This window comes from Azospirillum doebereinerae (assembly GCF_003989665.1).
GTDB classification, from domain to species: domain Bacteria; phylum Pseudomonadota; class Alphaproteobacteria; order Azospirillales; family Azospirillaceae; genus Azospirillum; species Azospirillum doebereinerae.
The window spans coordinates 30509-46395 of record NZ_RZIJ01000013.1; the positions used below are offsets into that span (position 1 = coordinate 30509).

Annotated in this window: 10 protein-coding genes; 7 read left to right on the forward strand and 3 right to left on the reverse strand. The window is 68.7% G+C overall.

Features of this window, described 5'->3' with window-relative positions:
• Nucleotide 1 precedes the first annotated feature (1 nt).
• A complete protein-coding gene (locus EJ913_RS16725) occupies nt 2-1003 on the forward strand; it encodes a GDP-mannose 4,6-dehydratase (RefSeq protein WP_126999891.1) in 1002 nt (333 codons plus the stop codon).
• Between the two features lie 39 nt (nt 1004-1042).
• Here the strand turns inward: EJ913_RS16725 and EJ913_RS16730 are convergent, their stop codons facing one another.
• The 3 genes from EJ913_RS16730 to EJ913_RS16740 all read right to left on the reverse strand — a co-directional run bounded on the left by EJ913_RS16730 (nt 1043) and on the right by EJ913_RS16740 (nt 6462).
• Nucleotides 1043-2830, reverse strand: a complete 1788-nt coding sequence (locus EJ913_RS16730) for a tetratricopeptide repeat protein (protein WP_244939388.1) — start codon at nt 2828-2830, stop codon at nt 1043-1045.
• 28 nt (nt 2831-2858) lie between these two features.
• Nucleotides 2859-4799, reverse strand: coding sequence for a tetratricopeptide repeat protein (locus tag EJ913_RS16735; protein ID WP_126999895.1), 1941 nt, complete (start codon nt 4797-4799; stop codon nt 2859-2861).
• A gap of 88 nt (nt 4800-4887) precedes the next feature.
• The gene (locus EJ913_RS16740) at nt 4888-6462 is read right to left on the reverse strand and encodes a tetratricopeptide repeat protein (protein WP_126999897.1); all 1575 of its coding nucleotides are present in this window, start codon (nt 6460-6462) and stop codon (nt 4888-4890) included.
• 372 nt (nt 6463-6834) lie between these two features.
• Between EJ913_RS16740 and EJ913_RS16745 the strand changes: the two genes are divergently transcribed.
• The 6 genes from EJ913_RS16745 (at nt 6835) to EJ913_RS16770 (ending at nt 15842) form a co-directional block, all read left to right on the forward strand.
• Nucleotides 6835-8562 carry a hypothetical protein gene (locus EJ913_RS16745; RefSeq protein WP_126999899.1) on the forward strand — a complete coding sequence of 576 codons (1728 nt, stop codon included), beginning with the start codon at nt 6835-6837 and terminating at the stop codon, nt 8560-8562.
• Nucleotides 8559-9521: a glycosyltransferase family 2 protein gene (locus EJ913_RS32135; protein ID WP_126999901.1), complete on the forward strand. Its 963-nt coding sequence runs from the start codon at nt 8559-8561 to the stop codon at nt 9519-9521. Before EJ913_RS16745 ends, EJ913_RS32135 begins: the two co-directional genes overlap by 4 nt.
• Nucleotides 9518-10588: a glycosyltransferase family 4 protein gene (locus EJ913_RS16755; protein ID WP_211098974.1), complete on the forward strand. Its 1071-nt coding sequence runs from the start codon at nt 9518-9520 to the stop codon at nt 10586-10588. The genes EJ913_RS32135 and EJ913_RS16755 overlap by 4 nt, the downstream gene beginning before the upstream one ends.
• A gap of 79 nt (nt 10589-10667) precedes the next feature.
• Nucleotides 10668-13517 (forward strand): M10 family metallopeptidase C-terminal domain-containing protein, encoded by a 2850-nt coding sequence (locus EJ913_RS16760; RefSeq protein WP_126999905.1) that lies wholly within the window; start codon nt 10668-10670, stop codon nt 13515-13517.
• A gap of 107 nt (nt 13518-13624) precedes the next feature.
• On the forward strand, nt 13625-14473 hold the full coding sequence (locus tag EJ913_RS16765) for an ABC transporter permease (RefSeq protein ID WP_238519350.1): 849 nt from the start codon (nt 13625-13627) through the stop codon (nt 14471-14473).
• The gene (locus tag EJ913_RS16770; protein ID WP_126999907.1) at nt 14463-15842 is read left to right on the forward strand and encodes an ABC transporter ATP-binding protein; all 1380 of its coding nucleotides are present in this window, start codon (nt 14463-14465) and stop codon (nt 15840-15842) included. The genes EJ913_RS16765 and EJ913_RS16770 overlap by 11 nt, the downstream gene beginning before the upstream one ends.
• Nucleotides 15843-15887 lie beyond the last annotated feature (45 nt).

Genomic DNA, 15887 nt, shown 5'->3' on the forward strand with positions numbered 1-15887 from the left:
CATGGCCGGCCCGCTCCGGGAGACGCCGAGGATCGCCCTGGTCTTCGGCATTTCGGGCCAGGACGGCGCCTATCTGGCCCGTCATCTGCTGGAGCGGGGCTACAGCGTCCACGGCACCTCGCGCGACCGCGAAATGTCCGGCTTCGGCAATCTGGCGCGGCTGGGCATCCGGGGGCGGGCAAGCCTTCATTCCGCCGTGCTGACCGATTTCCGCAGCGTGGTCGAGGTGATCGCCCGCGTCCGGCCGGACGAGATCTACAACCTCGCCGGTCAGTCGTCGGTCGGGTTGTCCTTCGACCAGCCGGTCGAAACCCTGAACGGCAGCATCGGCGGCACCATCAACATCCTGGAGGCGATCCGCTTCCTGAAGCTCGACACCCGCTTCTACAACGCCTCGTCCAGCGAGTGCTTCGGCAACACCGACGACCGGCCCGGCGACGAGGCGACGCCCTTCCACCCCCGCAGCCCCTACGGGGTCGGCAAGGCGGCCGCCTTCTGGGCGGTGGCGAACTACCGCGAAGCCTACGGGCTGTTCGCCTGCTCCGGCCTCCTGTTCAACCATGAATCGCCGCTGCGCCCGGCTCGCTACGTCACCCAGAAGGTGGTGCGCGGCGCCGCCGACATCGCCGAACGCAAGGCCGAGACCCTGACGCTGGGCGCCCTGGCCATCGCGCGCGATTGGGGCTGGGCGCCGGACTATGTCGACGCCATGCACCGCATGCTGGCCTTCGACCGGCCGGAGGACTTCGTCATCGCCACCGGGGAGCTCCACACGCTGGAATCCTTCGTCGAGCAGGTCTTTTCCCAGTTCGGGCTGGACTGGCGCCGGCATGTCGAGACCGACGCGGCGCTGCTGCGGCCGTCCGACATCAGCCGCAGCGTCGGCAACCCGGACAAGGCCCGGCGCCTGCTGGGCTGGGAGGCCGGAACCCGCATGCCGGGGGTCGTCGCCCGGCTGGTCGAAGCCGAGATGCGGCGGCGCCATGGGGAAGACGCGGCCTGATCCCGGCCGCGCGCCCCCGAAGCCCGCCCCCAAGTCCTCTCAGACCTCGTCCAGGACACCGAGCAGATCGCGCGTCCGGCGTTCCCACGCAAAGCGTTCGAGAAGACAGGGGCGCGGGTCGCGCGGCTCCAGCCCGCCGCGCACGACCTTGGTCAGCAGGTCGGCGGCAACGTCCTCGTCGGGATGCCACCAATCGATTCCCTGGAACGGCGGATAGATGGCATCGCTGTAGGGCATCCAGGCCGGACCGGTTGTGCAGGGGATCAGATGCGCGATCTCGTCGTCGAGATAGGCGGTGTAGGCGCTGTTCCTCGGTGCGATCAGCCCCAGGCCCTTGGCCCCGGCCCGCGTGATCGGCAGGTCCCAGCCCTCGCCGTGCGACAGGCTCCAGTAATGGGTGGCGAGCGCGTAGAGGCTGGAAATGCCGTTCTCGTCGTAACGCCCCATCATCGCGGCGATGGGGGCCGCCTCCTCGAAACGGCGGCCGACGTGGCGCATCGTCCGCTCCAGCATGCGGCCAACGTCCTGGTTCAGGGTCGGACCGCCCTTGCCAAGCTTCAGAATCAGGATCGCATCGTCGTCGGCGCGCGTCGCCCGCAGCCAGACCCGCAGGAGCCCGTCGATGTTCTTGCGGGCGATGAAGTCCGAGATGTTCAGAATCCGCACCCGGAAATCGGCGATGGGACGTCCGCCGGGCCCGATGATCCCGCGCGGAGCCTCGGCCTCGTCGCCCGGATGGGGCTGGATGCCGGGCGGGCAGACCCGCAGCCGGTCTTCGGGATGCCCAGCCTCGATCCATGCCAGCCGCGAGGATTCGGTCGGCACCACCACCAGATCGTGGGCGGCGTTGGCGCGCGCCCAGCTGGGCGGGATGCTGGTGCCCTCGAACATGGTGTAGTTGACGGTCGGCACGCCGGGGATCGGCTCGACCAGCAGCGGGGTGAGGAAGCTCAACGCGGCGCGCGGACGGATGGGCGTGTCGGCTCCGCCTTCCGGCGGACGCCAGCCCTCGGTCCCGGTCAGGCCCAGAAGCCGGAGGGGCGTGCCCTGCCCGGCCATGCTGCGCACGAAGCGCTGGGCAAGGTCGCCGTAGCCCGACAGGACCGAAAAGGGGCCGCGCACCACCACCCCGCCGGGCAGCTCGGGCCGCCCCTGGTCGCCGGATATGGCGCAAGCGAGGCGGGCACGGTCCAGGGTGCGGTCGACCTCGGCGTTGCCGGGGACCCGCCGCGCCAGCGGCTCCAGAAGGTCACGCGCCTCGCCGCTGCGGCCTTGGGACAGCAGGACCTGCCCAAGCCGCATGGCGAGGTCGACCCCGTCGGGATCGAGCGCCAGCCCACGGCGCAGGAACCGCTCCGCCTCGGCGTAGAAACTGTTCGACATCAGCGAGACGGCGACGTTCAGACAATCCGGAGCCTGATCGGGCCGGAGCAGGACGAGACGCCCCAGATGCCGGACGGCATCGTCGAGGACGCCCTGCCCGTGCTGGAAAACCCCCAGCTCGGAACTGAAGGCCGGCTGCGCCGGCTGGAGCAGCACGGCCGTGCGCAGGCCGCGCACCGCGCCCTCGACCGCGCCCAGGGCGCGGCGGGCGAGCCCCAGGTTGAACCAACCCTCGGCGAAGCCGGGATCGACCGTCAGGATGCGCTTGAAGATGGGCTCCGCCTCGGCGGGCCGGCCCAGCCGGCACAGGATCACGCCACGCATGTTGTGCGCCATCCAGTCCTGTGGGGCCGCCCGCAGGACCATGTCCAGCACCGTCAGCGCCTGTTCGATCTGTCCTGCCCGGTAGAGCCCGGCGGCGTGCTGCGTGGTGTGTTCCATCATCCATACTGTCTTCTTCGGATCCGCCCAGTCAGGCAACGCCGTCCGGAGCACCACCTGGAACGTCGTCGGGCGTCCAGGGGGAATAGGGTTGCACGCGCCCCGCCTCGGCCTCCGGCTCGACGAACAGGCGGGCGCGGGTGTTCAGCAGGGCCGCCAGCCGGCTGAACCCGCTCTGCGCGCTGACCCCCAGGATGTCGGCATTGGCCAGCACATGGAAGTCTTGGAGATACTCCAGCCCCGCCCAGGGCTCGGCGACGTCGGCCAGGGTCAGCGGGTTGAAGGCGGCGAAGTCCGCGACGATGGCGGGATCGTCCGACGCGATATAGAGCACCGGCTTGTCCAACCCGTCCCAGATCGTCCGCAGCCAGTCCACGTACCAGTCCGTCTCGGTGATGGTGTAGCGGAAGAGGACGAAGTCGCCGCGCCGGATGTGCAGGGCGACGACCGTGTTTCCCATCGCCCGCAACCGCTCCACCGCCGGGGCGATCCAGGGCGTCCACACCGGCCGGGGCCGGAACCAGGACTGGATGCGCGCGCGGTGGCGCTCCGGATAGCGGTAGGGGCCGAGCGGCGACAGGATGTCGCAGTCGATCAGCGGCGTGTCGGAGGGCCGCTCGATCAGCTCGTTGACGATCCGGCGTGGGAAGAAGCGCGGGCGCAGCGGACCGCTCGGGGCCGGGTCGTTGACATCGAAGTAATAACCGCCGACCCAGTCCGGCGTCTCGACCGTCAGGCCGTAGGTCTCGGCGTAGAGCCGCACCAGCATGTATTCGAAGACGTTGTGGGCGAAGCGCCCATGCGTCGCCAGCGAGGAGGAGCCGACGCGCCGACGGCCGGGGGCCGGATTGACGGGACGCTTCAGTTCCAGGCTCATCCCGGCCAGCGTGCGGCGCAGGCTGGCGACCGACTTCACCGTGAAATAGCGGCTGCCGTGGCTGTTGACCCGGTTCAGCAGCGCCAGGGCATCGGCGTCGCGCCCTTCCGCCAGATAGGTTTCCGCAAGGGCGGTCAGGCACTCCGCCGCGAAGATGGTCGGCGGGTTGGAATAAGGATGGCGGAAGGTGCTGAAGAAATGCCGGGCCTCGTCCAGCCGTCCCTGCCGGATGAACAGGGCGGCCAGCATGTCGATGGCGGTCGGAACGTCGCCGCCGGGGACCGACAGGGCGGCGCGCAGGCTGGCCTCCGCCTCGGCATCCCGCCCCAAGTCGATGAAGACCGCCGCCTCCCGCACCAGGGCCGCGGCCAGGCCGCCGTCGATGGCGTGCCGGTAATGGACCGCGGCGGCCTCCAGCCGGCCGGCCGCGTACAGGACGTTGCCGTAATTGTAATGGACGTCGCCGGAGGACCATTGCACCCGCAAGGAGCGGGCGTAGGCGGCCAACGCCCGGTCGATGTCGCCGAACTCGGTCAGGGCGTTGCCCAGGGTCATCCAGGCCGCCGCAAAGTCCGGCCGCAAGGCCAGTGCACGCCGCTGGCCCACGATCGCCTCGTCCAACCGCACCGCCTGCTTGTGCGCGATGGCGAGGTCGTGATGGACGTCCGGATTGTCGGGGACCAAGATGCACGTCCGCCGCAGCGCGACGATCGCCTCCGCCTGAGCCCGGGGCCCCCCTTGGCCGCACAGCAGGACGCCCTGGTTGTAATAGCCGCCCGACAGGTCGGGTTGGACCGCGATCGAGCGGCGGTAGGCGGCGGCGGCCTCGTCGATGCGCCCGGCGGCGCGGTAGGCGTTGCCGAGGTTGGCGGGGATCTCCGCGACGTGGGGCAGGATGCCGGCCGCTTGGGCGATCAATTCGATCGCCCGTTCGCCGTTGCCCAGCCGGCGTTCAACCAGCCCCAGCAGATGCAGGGCCTGGCCGTTGCGGGCATCCACGGCCAGGATGCGGCGGTAGATCTCCCCCGCCTGGTCGAGGCGGTCCGCCCTATGGTGATCGACTGCGACCTGCAAGGCTTCGGCGACGGTTGCCATGACGACTCAATCGGACTGGAGGAATGCGCCGCGCGACGCGGGCGGCACCCTATCCCGATGTTCCAAAGGCTTCAACAGCCTCCACGGCTCAGGACAGGACGGTCGCCGGCACCCGGCCGGCGGCAACGTCCGTGCGGAGGGTCGCGAGCCGCTCATCAAGTCTGCGGATCTTCCCCTCCATGCTGTCCTCACCGGACGCGACAAGGTGTTGGAACAGTTCCCAGGACGGGATGCTGGCGGCCGTCGGCTCGGTCCCGTGCCGCTGCATGTATCGGTAGACGCAATACAGGGCCGCTTGGTCGAGCCCCCAGAGCGGAAGGTCGAACACAATGAAATGCGCAACGTAGCGGGCCACGAGTTCCGCATATTCCAGGGACTTGGCATGGTTGTTCAGGAAGAAGAACGTCGCGTTGAACTGCCTTGCCGGCCCCGTCCTGATGCCGTCGAACAGGAAGCCCACATCCGCCTCTTGGTTGCAGATGGGCAATTCCAGCAGGTCGGAGGTCAGCAGGCAGTCCGTATCGATCTGAACGATCGGCCGGCCGTAAAGGCGGGAGAATTCCGGAATTCGGATGAAGCGGGCACACGCATAGTAGGTTTTGATGAAATCGGCGCGCTTATGAAGGGCGGAGCCTTTCCATATGTTCGACGTCTCCTCGGTGGAGAGGCCGAGACTGGTACCGGATGACGATTCGATCTCCGCGACGATGTCGCGCGAACGCTCCGTCGCATTGATAACATGAAGATGGACATTTCCATGCGCTCCGACGAGACGAATGGATTCGAGAAGCTTCACGCCAAGCAATTCGAGATACCGCGCGTCGCAACTGACCAAGATCACCGGCTTGTCGCTCGCAGGAAGGCACTTCTCATGCCTGATCGGCCCTACGAGCGCGGCCATCACATCATAGGATTTGATATTCTGAAAGAAAATGTTATCATATCGACATATATGCCATGTATTCATTAAATTACTTCCGAAAAACTCCTTATCTCCAAGTTTCTTCCTGGCTTTTTTTGCCAATCCTTGAGATACGATATATTTCCCATCATAATATTTTTTATAGAGAACACAAAAATACGCCACATCGATATTTTCTCCATTTTTCAAAAGAGCTTTAGATCTTTTATAAAGAGAATCGACAATCTCATCATCAGCCTCTGCCATGGAAATCAGATAAAGACCTGAGCGCATCAAAGTAAGCAAATTGTCTCTATCGATAGAAAATTTAATCGAAAGACTTTCCATGCAATATTTTCGAGCAATATCATATTTGCCAATTTTTCCTGCCAAATAAACGGCAGCGACGTACAATATTGGAACAATATTTATCACGCCGATCAGCGCTTCAATCTTATTAAGAGTATTTATCCTGTATATTGCACCATCTTGTCCCGTGCAATCCTTCATAGAGGCGACGTAGATATCATTAACGGACAGCATTATTTCTTTTATCGAAGCCGGATCGATACCTCTGAGAAAAATGGCCCGCCGGATCAGCCAAGCACCGGCGCTATTGGCTCCGTCCTTCAACTGAAGAAGCCCAAGACGATAAAGCGCTTCCCCATCCTGAGGATCGAAGCACAGTGAAATCCTATACAGAACGGCCGCCTCCTTCTCCTTGCCGCTCTGCAAAAGGGAATTCGCGATATTCGCCAACATGGTTCACTGCTTCCTATCGATTTTTCAGAGTCTGCCACCCCGACGCGACGCACCGGGATGGATGGCCGCAGCCCATCGGCCGAAGTCCGTCGGAAAGGGCGAGGAATACCGCATCGTCGGGCGGTTTCAATGACGGATCAAGCGTTGCTTCGCGCAAGGGCCGACCATCGGGGACCCGCAATTGACCCGTCATGAAGCGGTATCGTATAGGATGCGGGCCCTTCGAAAGCGTCCCAACGAATCTTCCCGCAGCGTTCCCCGGCTTCACGGTCGGGCTCGTAAAGATCGGCGCCGGACATCCGGGGATGCTATCAAGCGCATGTTGCGAGGCGACGCCCTCCCCAAGACAGTGCCCGGAGCCGACCGCACGCCATGACCCACGCCCTTCCCATCCGGCGCGCCGCCCGTCCGGCGGGCCTCGCCACGGCCGCCGGGCTGCTGGCGGTGCTGGCCGCGTCGCTGGGCTACTACCGGCTCTTCATCGACAGCGGGCTGAACACCGCCGACGACGGCCATTACGCCCAGGTCGCCTACGAGCTGCTGCTCGGCACCGACCCGCACGCGATGAGCTATTCCTACGGGCTGATGTGGTTCAAGCTCGGCCAGTTGCTGTTCACGGTGAGCGGACCGGACTGGCACGCCGTGCAATTGATCTTCTACGCGCTGATCACCGCCACCTCGCTGCTGGTCTACGCCACGGTCGCGCGGGTCACCCGCAGCCAGGGCCTCGCCATGGCGGCGGCGGCGGTCGCGGTGGCGGCGCCGGCCTTTCCGCCCACCGCCTTCTACGCCTTCTGCACGCTTCTCAACGTATTCCTCCAGGTGCGGCTGGCCGAACGCTGGCGCGCCATGCGGGCGGCCGACCTGCTGCTTCCAGCGGCGGCGCTGTCGGTCACCTTCCAGATCCGGCCCGATTTCGGCTTCCTCTTCGCCGTGCCGCTGTTCGGGCTGGTGCTGCTGGGGGCGTTGTTCGGACGGGAGCTGGGTAGGCAGGATCGCGGGCAGGCGCGGGCCGGACGGCTGCGGCATTTCGCGCTCCTGACCGGAGCGGCGCTGGTCACGATCCTGGCCGTCCAGGCTCCGGTGCTGATCCGGGCAGCGGCACGCGGCTATCTCGACCTCGTGGCGATAGAGACCTTGCGCTACCCGGTCATCATCCTGGATTACCTGCTGGCCGTGTTCCATCCCGCCGTGACCGTGGCGGAAACGGTGGCGGCCCATGCCAGCGGCGCCGGCACCCTCCTGCCCCGCCCGCCGCTGTCGGCGCTGTGGTCCGGTCCTTGGTCGGGGCCGTCCGACGCCCCGATGGCGGTCCTAGTCTATGGCCCGGTGGTGGTCATCGGCCTCTTCGTCCTGATCGCCGCGTTGCGTCTGTTTCGGCCGGACGGGGTCGAAAAGCTTCCGGTCCTGCTGGTGGTGCTCGCGGGCGCCCTCGCGACATGGCCGCATTACTTCGTCTTCCGGCCCGATCTGGCCCATGTGGCGAACTTCATGCCAGGCTTTCTGGTGTTGGGCTGCACGCTGGTGGCGGAGCTTCGCGCCTTGGCCCCAAGCGGCGGGGGCCGGCTCGCCGCCGGCATCCTGGCCGTCCTGCCGTTGACCGTCGCGACTGTCTATCTGTGGGTCGGGCTGACGACGCCCGGCACCGGCTCCATCGCCGCGTCCCTCGCCCGGACCGAGCCCTTCACCGCCCGCAACGTCGCGGGCGTGCGCCTCAATCCGGGCGAGCGCCGGCAGCTGGAAGGCGTGCGCGACCTGATCGAGGCGGCCTCGGCCCCTGGCGACCGCATCGTCTGCGTGCCTTATTGTCCCGGCATGGCCTTCATGACCGGGCGGCGGATGCTGCTGCGCGAGTATTTCGTCGACGACTCCTTCCTGCTGCGCGACCCCGGCTGGATCGACCGGGCCATCGCGACGACGCGCGACGCGCGGCCCCCGGTCGTCATCGTGGTCGATTGGGCGATCCACGGCACCGAGATCTCGCGGTTCCAGAACTGGGCGAAGCCCTACATCGACGCGCTGGTCGCCGACGGCTACGAACGGCGGGACGTTCCCGGCGTTATGATCTACCAACGCCCGCCCAGCGGTGCCCAACCATGACCGGTCCCAGCCTGCGCATCGTCACCGTGAACTGGAACGCCGGCGACCTGCTGCGCGACTGCGTCGGCTCCCTGCCCCGGGCGCTGACCGGCGGATTCACGCTGGAGCGCATGGTCGTGGTCGACAACGCATCGGCCGACGGCTCCGCCGACGCCCTGGAGGACGCGGCGCCCGGATTGCCGGTGACGATGCTGCGCAACCCCGAGAACCGGGGCTTCGCCGCCGCCTGCAACCAGGGCGCGGCCGGGTCGGAGGCGGACTGGCTGCTGTTCCTCAACCCCGATACCCGGCTGTCGGCGGATTCGCTGGCCCCGGCCTTCGCCTTCCTGGCCAACCCGACCAACGGGCGCGTCGGCGCGCTCGGCGTGCGGCTGGTCGACGAGGCGGGGCACACCCAGCGCTGCTGCGCCCGCACCCCCACCCCCGGCCGGCTGGTCGCCCAGAGCCTCGGCCTCGACCGTGCCCTGCCCGGCCTGTTCCCGCCGCATTTCATGACCGAATGGAACCACGCCGACACCCGCGACGTCGATCAGGTGATGGGCGCCTTCCTGCTGGTCCGCCGCTCCCTGTTCGAGGCGGTGGGCGGCTTCGACGAGCGCTTCTTCGTCTATTACGACGACGTCGAGCTGTGCCTCCAAGTGCGCCGCGCCGGCTGGCGGGTGGTGCATTTCGCCGGAGCCGAGGCCTACCACCGCGGCGGCGGCACCACCGACCAGGTGCGCGGCACCCGCCTGTTCTACGGGCTCCGCAGCCGCCTGCAATTCGTCGCCAAGCATCACGGCCCCCTGGCTCTGCTGGCGGTGGGCGCCGCCACGCTGCTGCTGGAGCCGATGGCCCGGCTGGCGCAGGCGGCGCTACGCCGCAGGCCCGGCGACGCCGCCGAGGTGCTGCGCGGCTTCGCCCGGCTGTGGGCCGACCTGCCTCGCCGGATTCCCGGCCTGCTGCGGAGGCGCGCGTGACCGCCGTCCTGCTGCTCAACCGCTACGACCGGCTGGGGGCGTCGAGCCGGCTGCGCTTCCTCGATTTCCTGCCCGCGCTGGAGCGCGCCGGCCTGACGGTGACGGCGGCGCCGCTGTTCGACGATTCCTACCTGCGCGACCTCTACGCCGGACGGCGGCAGAGCCCGGCGCGCCTCGCCGCCGCCTACGCAAGGCGGGTCGGGCGGATGCTGGGCGCCCGGCGCTTCGACCTGGTCTGGCTGGAGAAGGAGGCGCTGCCTTGGCTGCCGGCGGGAATCGAGCGCGCCCTGCTCGGCCGCGTGCCCTACGTCATGGATCTGGACGACGCGTGGTTCCACCGCTACGGCCGGCACCGCGCGGCTCCGGTGCGCGCGGTGCTGGGGCGCAAGCTGGAAAGCCTCGCCCGCCACGCCCGGCTGGTGGTGGCCGGCAACGCGCATCTGGCCGACTGGGCGCGGGCCAGCGGCGCCCGGTCGGTGGTCGAGATCCCCACGGTGATCGACCTCGACCGCTACCCACCGCCCGTCCCGGCGGCGGAGGGGCGCCCCTTCACCGTCGGCTGGATGGGCTCGCCCTCCTCCGCCCCCTATCTGAATCAGGCGGCCGAGGCGCTTGCGGCGCTGGGCGGGGACGCCCGCCTGCTGCTGGTCGGCGCGCACGGGGCCGAACCGCCGGGCCTCGCCGGCCGCATCGCCGTTCAGCACGAGCCGTGGAGCGAGGAGCGGGAGACCGCCCTGCTCGCACGCTTCGACGCCGGCATCATGCCGCTGGCCGACGGCCCGTGGGAGCGCGGGAAATGCGGCTACAAGCTGATCCAGTACATGGCCGCCGGGCTGCCGGTGGTGGCCTCGCCGGTCGGGGTCAACACCGTGCTGGTGCGCGACGGCGAGAACGGCTTCCTGGCGGCGGATCCGGCGCAATGGACGGCGGCGCTGACCCGGCTGGCGGCGGATCCAGCCCTGCGCGCCCGCATGGGCGCCGCTGGCCGCCGGCTGGTCGAGGAACGCTACAGCCTTCAGGCCGTCGTCCCCCGTCTGGCTGAAACATTGATAGGCGCGGCGCGCTGAAACCCCTTGGGCGGCTTGCCCGAAAGGGTGGGAAACCTATACTGATGCGCGCCGCATCCCGCGGCATGACCGGGGTGCGATGACCGCCGAAGCCTCCCAAAGCCGCCTTTCTGTCGGCCGCCCCTCCGCTGCCAACCCGTTCCTGAGCTGCGGCTGCCCCTTGTGCCAAGCGGCGTCCCCCGTCCCTGACGGCCTGTTCACATCCGCCTCCACGGATGGAAGCGCCCTGTCCGCCTTCGTGGACGGGACCTTCTCGTCCAGCGCCTTCGCGGACGGCACCGCCTCCCCCCAGTTCGCGGCGGCGACGGTTCCGTCGAGCGCGGTCGCGGCCCTGCTGCCGTCCGGAACGCCGCGCTGGGGCGGCGGCCTCGGCACCGCCGCCACCGTCACCTACAGCTTCATGGCGGCCTCGCCGTCCTACGCCCAGTCCTCCGACCGGCTGGGCTTCGCCGCGATGTCCGCCGCCCAGCGCACGGCGGTGCGTCAGGCGCTCGCCGCCTGGAGCGAGGTCGCGAACATCGTCTTCACCGAGGTCGCCGACACCGGCAACGGCGGCTCGATCCGCTTCGGCACCAACCGGCAGGGCGGCTCCAGCGCCGCCTACGCCTACTACCCGGGCGGGACGCTCTACGGCACCGGCGGCGACGTCTATCTGGCCAACGACGCCACCACCAACAGCAGCGCCATGCCGGGCAGCTACGGCTTCAAGACGATCCTGCACGAGATTGGCCACGCCATCGGGCTGAAGCACCCCGGCAACTACAACGCGGCCGGAGGCGGCAGCGAGGGGCCCTACCTGTCCAGCGCCGAGGACAATTACCGTTACACGCTGATGTCCTACAACAGCCACCCGAGCCTGGGCTTCAACGGGCTGGGGACGGGCCCGGCGTTGTACGACATCGCGGCGGTCCAATACCTGTACGGCGCCAACACCCAGACCCGCCTCGGCGACACCGTCTACGCCAGCACCAACACCGCCTTCAGTCTGTCCATCTGGGACGGCGGCGGCACCGACACCCTCGACGCCGGCCAGCAGACCGCCGCCGTGACCATCAACCTGAACGGCGGCGCCTTCAGCTCGATCGGGCCGAACGGAAGCGGCGGCCGGGCGGTCGACAACCTGTCGATCGCCTATGGCGTCGTCATCGAGAACGCCATCGGCGGGGCCGGCAACGACGTCCTGGTGGGCAACGACGCCGGCAACGTCCTGACCGGCGGCGCCGGCGACGACACCCTGACCGGCGGCGCCGGCGACGACACGCTGGACGGCGGGACGGGGACCGACACGGCCGTCTTTTCCGGCAACCGCGCCGACTACGCCATCGCCGCGGACGGCGCCACCAACGGCGCCGCCGTGGTCGTCACCCACGGCAACGGTGGCGCCGACGGAACCGACCGGCTGACCGGCGTCGAATACGCCCAGTTCGCCGACCGCCGCGTCAGCCTGCTGGCGCCGGTGGTGACGGGCACCGGCCGCACGGTCTTCCTCGGCTCCACCGTGGCGGCGGGCACGCTGCTGACCGTCAGCGACCCCGCCGTCGTCACCGCCTACGAGCTGGTCGACCAGACCGCCGCCGGCGGGTATCTAACCCTGGCCGGGGTCGCGCAGCCGGCCGACACAGTCGTCGCGGTTTCGGGAACGGGGCTCGGCGGCGTCGCCTTCGCCGGCTCGGCGCTCGGCACCGACCGGATCGCGATCCGCGTCAACAACGGCACGCTGTGGAGCGGCTGGACCACCCTGACGGTCGCGACGATCCCGAACAACCGGCCGCCGGCGCTCCAGGCCGACAAGACCCTGCACGTCCAGGAGGGCGCCGGGGCCACGGCGCTGGGCATCGCCACCCCGGCCGACCCGGAGGGGGACGCGATGACCGTCGCCCTGACCGCCCTGCCCGGCAGCGGCACCGTCCGGCTGGCCGGCGGCGCCATCGTCACCGCCGGATCGGCGCTGACGGCGGCCGACTTGGCCGGACTGACCTACACCCCGGCCGCCGGCTTCGCCGGCTCGGCCGGCCGCTTCGCCTACACGGTGACCGACGCGCAAGGCGCCGCCAGCCGGCAGGCGGTGACGCTGACGGTCGACTCCCTCGGCGCCGAGCTGGCCAGCTTCAACCCCTTTACCTATCTGGCCTCCAACCTGGATCTGGTCGCCGTTTTCGGGCTGGACGGCGAGGCGGCGCGCCGTCACTACATCAACGCCGGCCGCTTCGAGGGACGGGCGACCGCCAGCTTCGAGCCGATGGCCTATCTGGTGCGCTACCCCGACCTCGTCGGCGCCCTGGGGATCGACGCGACGGCGGCGGCGCGCCATTACCTCAGCGCCGGCCGCTTCGAGGGCCGCAGCCCTTCCGGCTTCGACCCGCTGGCCTATCTGGCCGCCAACCCCGACCTCGCCGCCGCCTTCGGCACCGACACCACGGCGGCGACCCGCCATTACCTGAGCCTCGGCCTCGCCGAAGGGCGCGGCACCGTCTTCAATGCCGACGCCTATCTGGCGGCCAACCCGGATCTGGCCGACGCCTTCGGCACCGACCGGACGAGCACCCTGCGGCATTACATCACGCTGGGACGGGCCGAGGGGCGGGCGACCGGCTTCGACGCCTTGTCCTATCTGGCGGCGAACCCCGATCTGGCCGCCGCCTTCGGCACCGACACCGCCGCGGCAACCCGCCATTACGCGACGCTGGGCCACACCGAGGGGCGGAGCCTGGGGTTCGACGCCGGCGCCTACCTCGCCGCCAACCCCGACCTCGTCGCCGCCTTCGGAAGCGACACGGCCCTGGCGACCCAGCATTTCATCCTGCACGGCCGGCTGGAGCAGCGGCCCCTGTCGCCGCTCTCCGCGACGGTGTCCGGGAGCGCCGCCGCCGCCGCTCCCCTCTGGGCGGCGGCCCCGCTGGCCGCCGCAGGCGCGGCGGGCCTCGCCTGAAGGTTGGGCCTGAACGTCGGACCTGAAGGTTGGGCCCGAACGCCACGCTTGAACGCCATCGGGGTGCCGACTATGGTCCCCCGTCCGCAGACGGGGAACAGCCTCACGTGTTTGGATCCACTCTGGCACAGCCCGGAAACGCCGGGCATGGCGCCGGGCCTCTCGCCCTCTTCAAGACCGCCTGGCAGCACCGCCGGCTGATCCTGCGGCTCTCCAAGCGCGAGGTCGACGCCCGCTACCGCGGCTCGATGCTGGGGGTGGTGTGGGCGGTCCTGACGCCCCTGCTGATGCTGGCGGTCTACACCTTCGTCTTCACCACCATCTTTCAGGCCCGCTGGGGCAAGGCCGGCGACAGCAGCGGCGAATTCGCGCTGCTGCTGTTCTCAGGCCTCATCCTGTTCACCGTCTTTTCCGAATGCGTGAACCGGGCGCCCGGCCTGCTGTTGGAAAACGTCAGCTACATCAAGAAGGTGGTCTTCCCGCTGGAGATCCTGCCCGTCGTCGGGCTGGTGGTGGCGCTGTTCAACGCCGGGCTCAGCTTCGCGATCCTGCTGGTGTTCTATCTGGTGGTGCTGGGGCTGCCGCCGGTGACCACCCTGCTGCTGCCGCTGGTCCTGGCGCCGCTCTGCCTGATGACGCTGGGCGTCAGTTGGTTCCTGGCGGCGTCGGGCATCTTCCTGCGCGACATCCGGCAGGTGGTGGGTGTGGCGGTGTCGGTGCTGATGTTCCTCAGCCCGATCTTCTACCCGATCTCCGCCGTGCCCGACCGCTTCCGCTGGGTGATCCACCTGAACCCGCTGACCGGGATCCTGGAGCAGGCGCGCGAGCTGCTGTTCTGGGGCAGCGTCCCGGCGCCGCTGGAATGGGCGCTCGCGACGTTGGCCGGCTGGCTGTGCGCGTGGCTGGGCTACGCTTGGTTCATGAAGACCCGCCGGGGGTTCGCCGATGTCGTCTGATCCGGTTTCCGGCGCCGCCCATGCCGCCGCCCCCTTGGGCGAGATCGCCATCGAGGCGGAAGGGCTGGGCAAGGCCTACGCCATCTTCAAGCGCCCGCAGGACCGGCTGAAGCAGATGCTGGTGCGCGGCCGGCGCAAATATTACGACGAGTACTGGGCGCTCCAGGACGTCAACCTGACGGTCCGCAAGGGTGAGACGGTCGGGCTGATCGGCCGCAACGGCTCGGGCAAGTCGACCTTCCTCCAACTGCTCTGCGGCACCCTGACGCCGACCACCGGCCGGATCGGGGTGAACGGGCGAATCGCCGCCCTGCTGGAGCTGGGCGCCGGCTTCAACCCGGAGTTCACCGGCCGAGAGAACGTCTACCTCGCCGCGTCGGTGCTGGGGCTGGCGAACGAGCAGATCAACGAGCGCTACGCCTCCATCGCCGAGTTCGCCGGCATCGGTGACTTCATCGAGCAGCCGGTCAAGCTCTATTCCAGCGGCATGTACGCCCGCCTCGCCTTCGCGGTGGCGGCCCATGTCGACGCCGAGATCATGATCGTCGATGAGATCCTGGCGGTCGGCGACGCCTCCTTCACCCAGAAGTGCATGCGCTTCATCCACCGCTTCAAGGAGCGCGGGACCCTGTTCTTCGTGTCGCACGACACGGGGCAGGTGGTGAATCTGTGCGACCGGGTGGTCTGGCTGGACAGCGGCACGGTGCGCGCCATAGGCCCGGCCAAGGACGTCTGCCACGACTACCTCGCCGACCTCTACAACGGGCCGGAGAACGCCGGCAGCTTCCGCATCGGCGGCAGCCGCAAGCGCGCCGACAAGATCGCCGACGCCCCCGTGCAGGACAGCCGGGCGGAGGTCCTGAAGAACTCCCAGCACCGCAACGAGATCGAGATCTTCGACTTCGACCTCAACGCCCCGTGGTTCGGGGAGCGCGGCGCCAGCATCACCGGCGTCCGGCTGCTCGACGCCGAGCGCAACCCGCTGAGCACGCTGGAAGGCGGCGAGGAGGTCACCCTCCAGGTCGTCTGCCGCGCCGAGAAGGCGTTGTTCCAGCCCATCGTCGGCTTCTACGTGCGCGACCGGCTGGGCCAGAACCTGTTCGGCGACAACACCTACCTCACCTACCAGCTCGACCCGGTCCGCGTCCCGGCCGGGACCGACTTCGTCACCGGCTTCCGCTTCCAGCTGCCTTATCTGCCGAGCGGCGACTTCTCCGTCACCGTCGCCATCGCCGAGGGCACCCAGGCCGACCACGTGCAGCACCATTGGATCGAGGACGCGCTGTTCTTCAAGGTCCACTCCAGCCATGTCGTTCAGGGGCTGGTCGGCATCCCGATGCTGGGCATCGCCATCGAGACCGCCGGCTGACCTAAACCTTGGCGTGAAATCGCACGGCCGGGTCTTCCCGTTCAC

Coding starts and splice junctions, on each gene's coding strand:
- EJ913_RS16725 (WP_126999891.1), top strand. CDS start 2: ATGGCCGGCCCGCTCCGGGAGACGCCGAGGATCGCCCTGGTCTTCGGC.
- EJ913_RS16730 (WP_244939388.1), bottom strand. CDS start 2,830: ATGATGGAACACACCACGCAGCACGCCGCCGGGCTCTACCGGGCAGGA.
- EJ913_RS16735 (WP_126999895.1), bottom strand. CDS start 4,799: ATGGCAACCGTCGCCGAAGCCTTGCAGGTCGCAGTCGATCACCATAGG.
- EJ913_RS16740 (WP_126999897.1), bottom strand. CDS start 6,462: ATGTTGGCGAATATCGCGAATTCCCTTTTGCAGAGCGGCAAGGAGAAG.
- EJ913_RS16745 (WP_126999899.1), top strand. CDS start 6,835: ATGACCCACGCCCTTCCCATCCGGCGCGCCGCCCGTCCGGCGGGCCTC.
- EJ913_RS32135 (WP_126999901.1), top strand. CDS start 8,559: ATGACCGGTCCCAGCCTGCGCATCGTCACCGTGAACTGGAACGCCGGC.
- EJ913_RS16760 (WP_126999905.1), top strand. CDS start 10,668: ATGACCGCCGAAGCCTCCCAAAGCCGCCTTTCTGTCGGCCGCCCCTCC.
- EJ913_RS16770 (WP_126999907.1), top strand. CDS start 14,463: ATGTCGTCTGATCCGGTTTCCGGCGCCGCCCATGCCGCCGCCCCCTTG.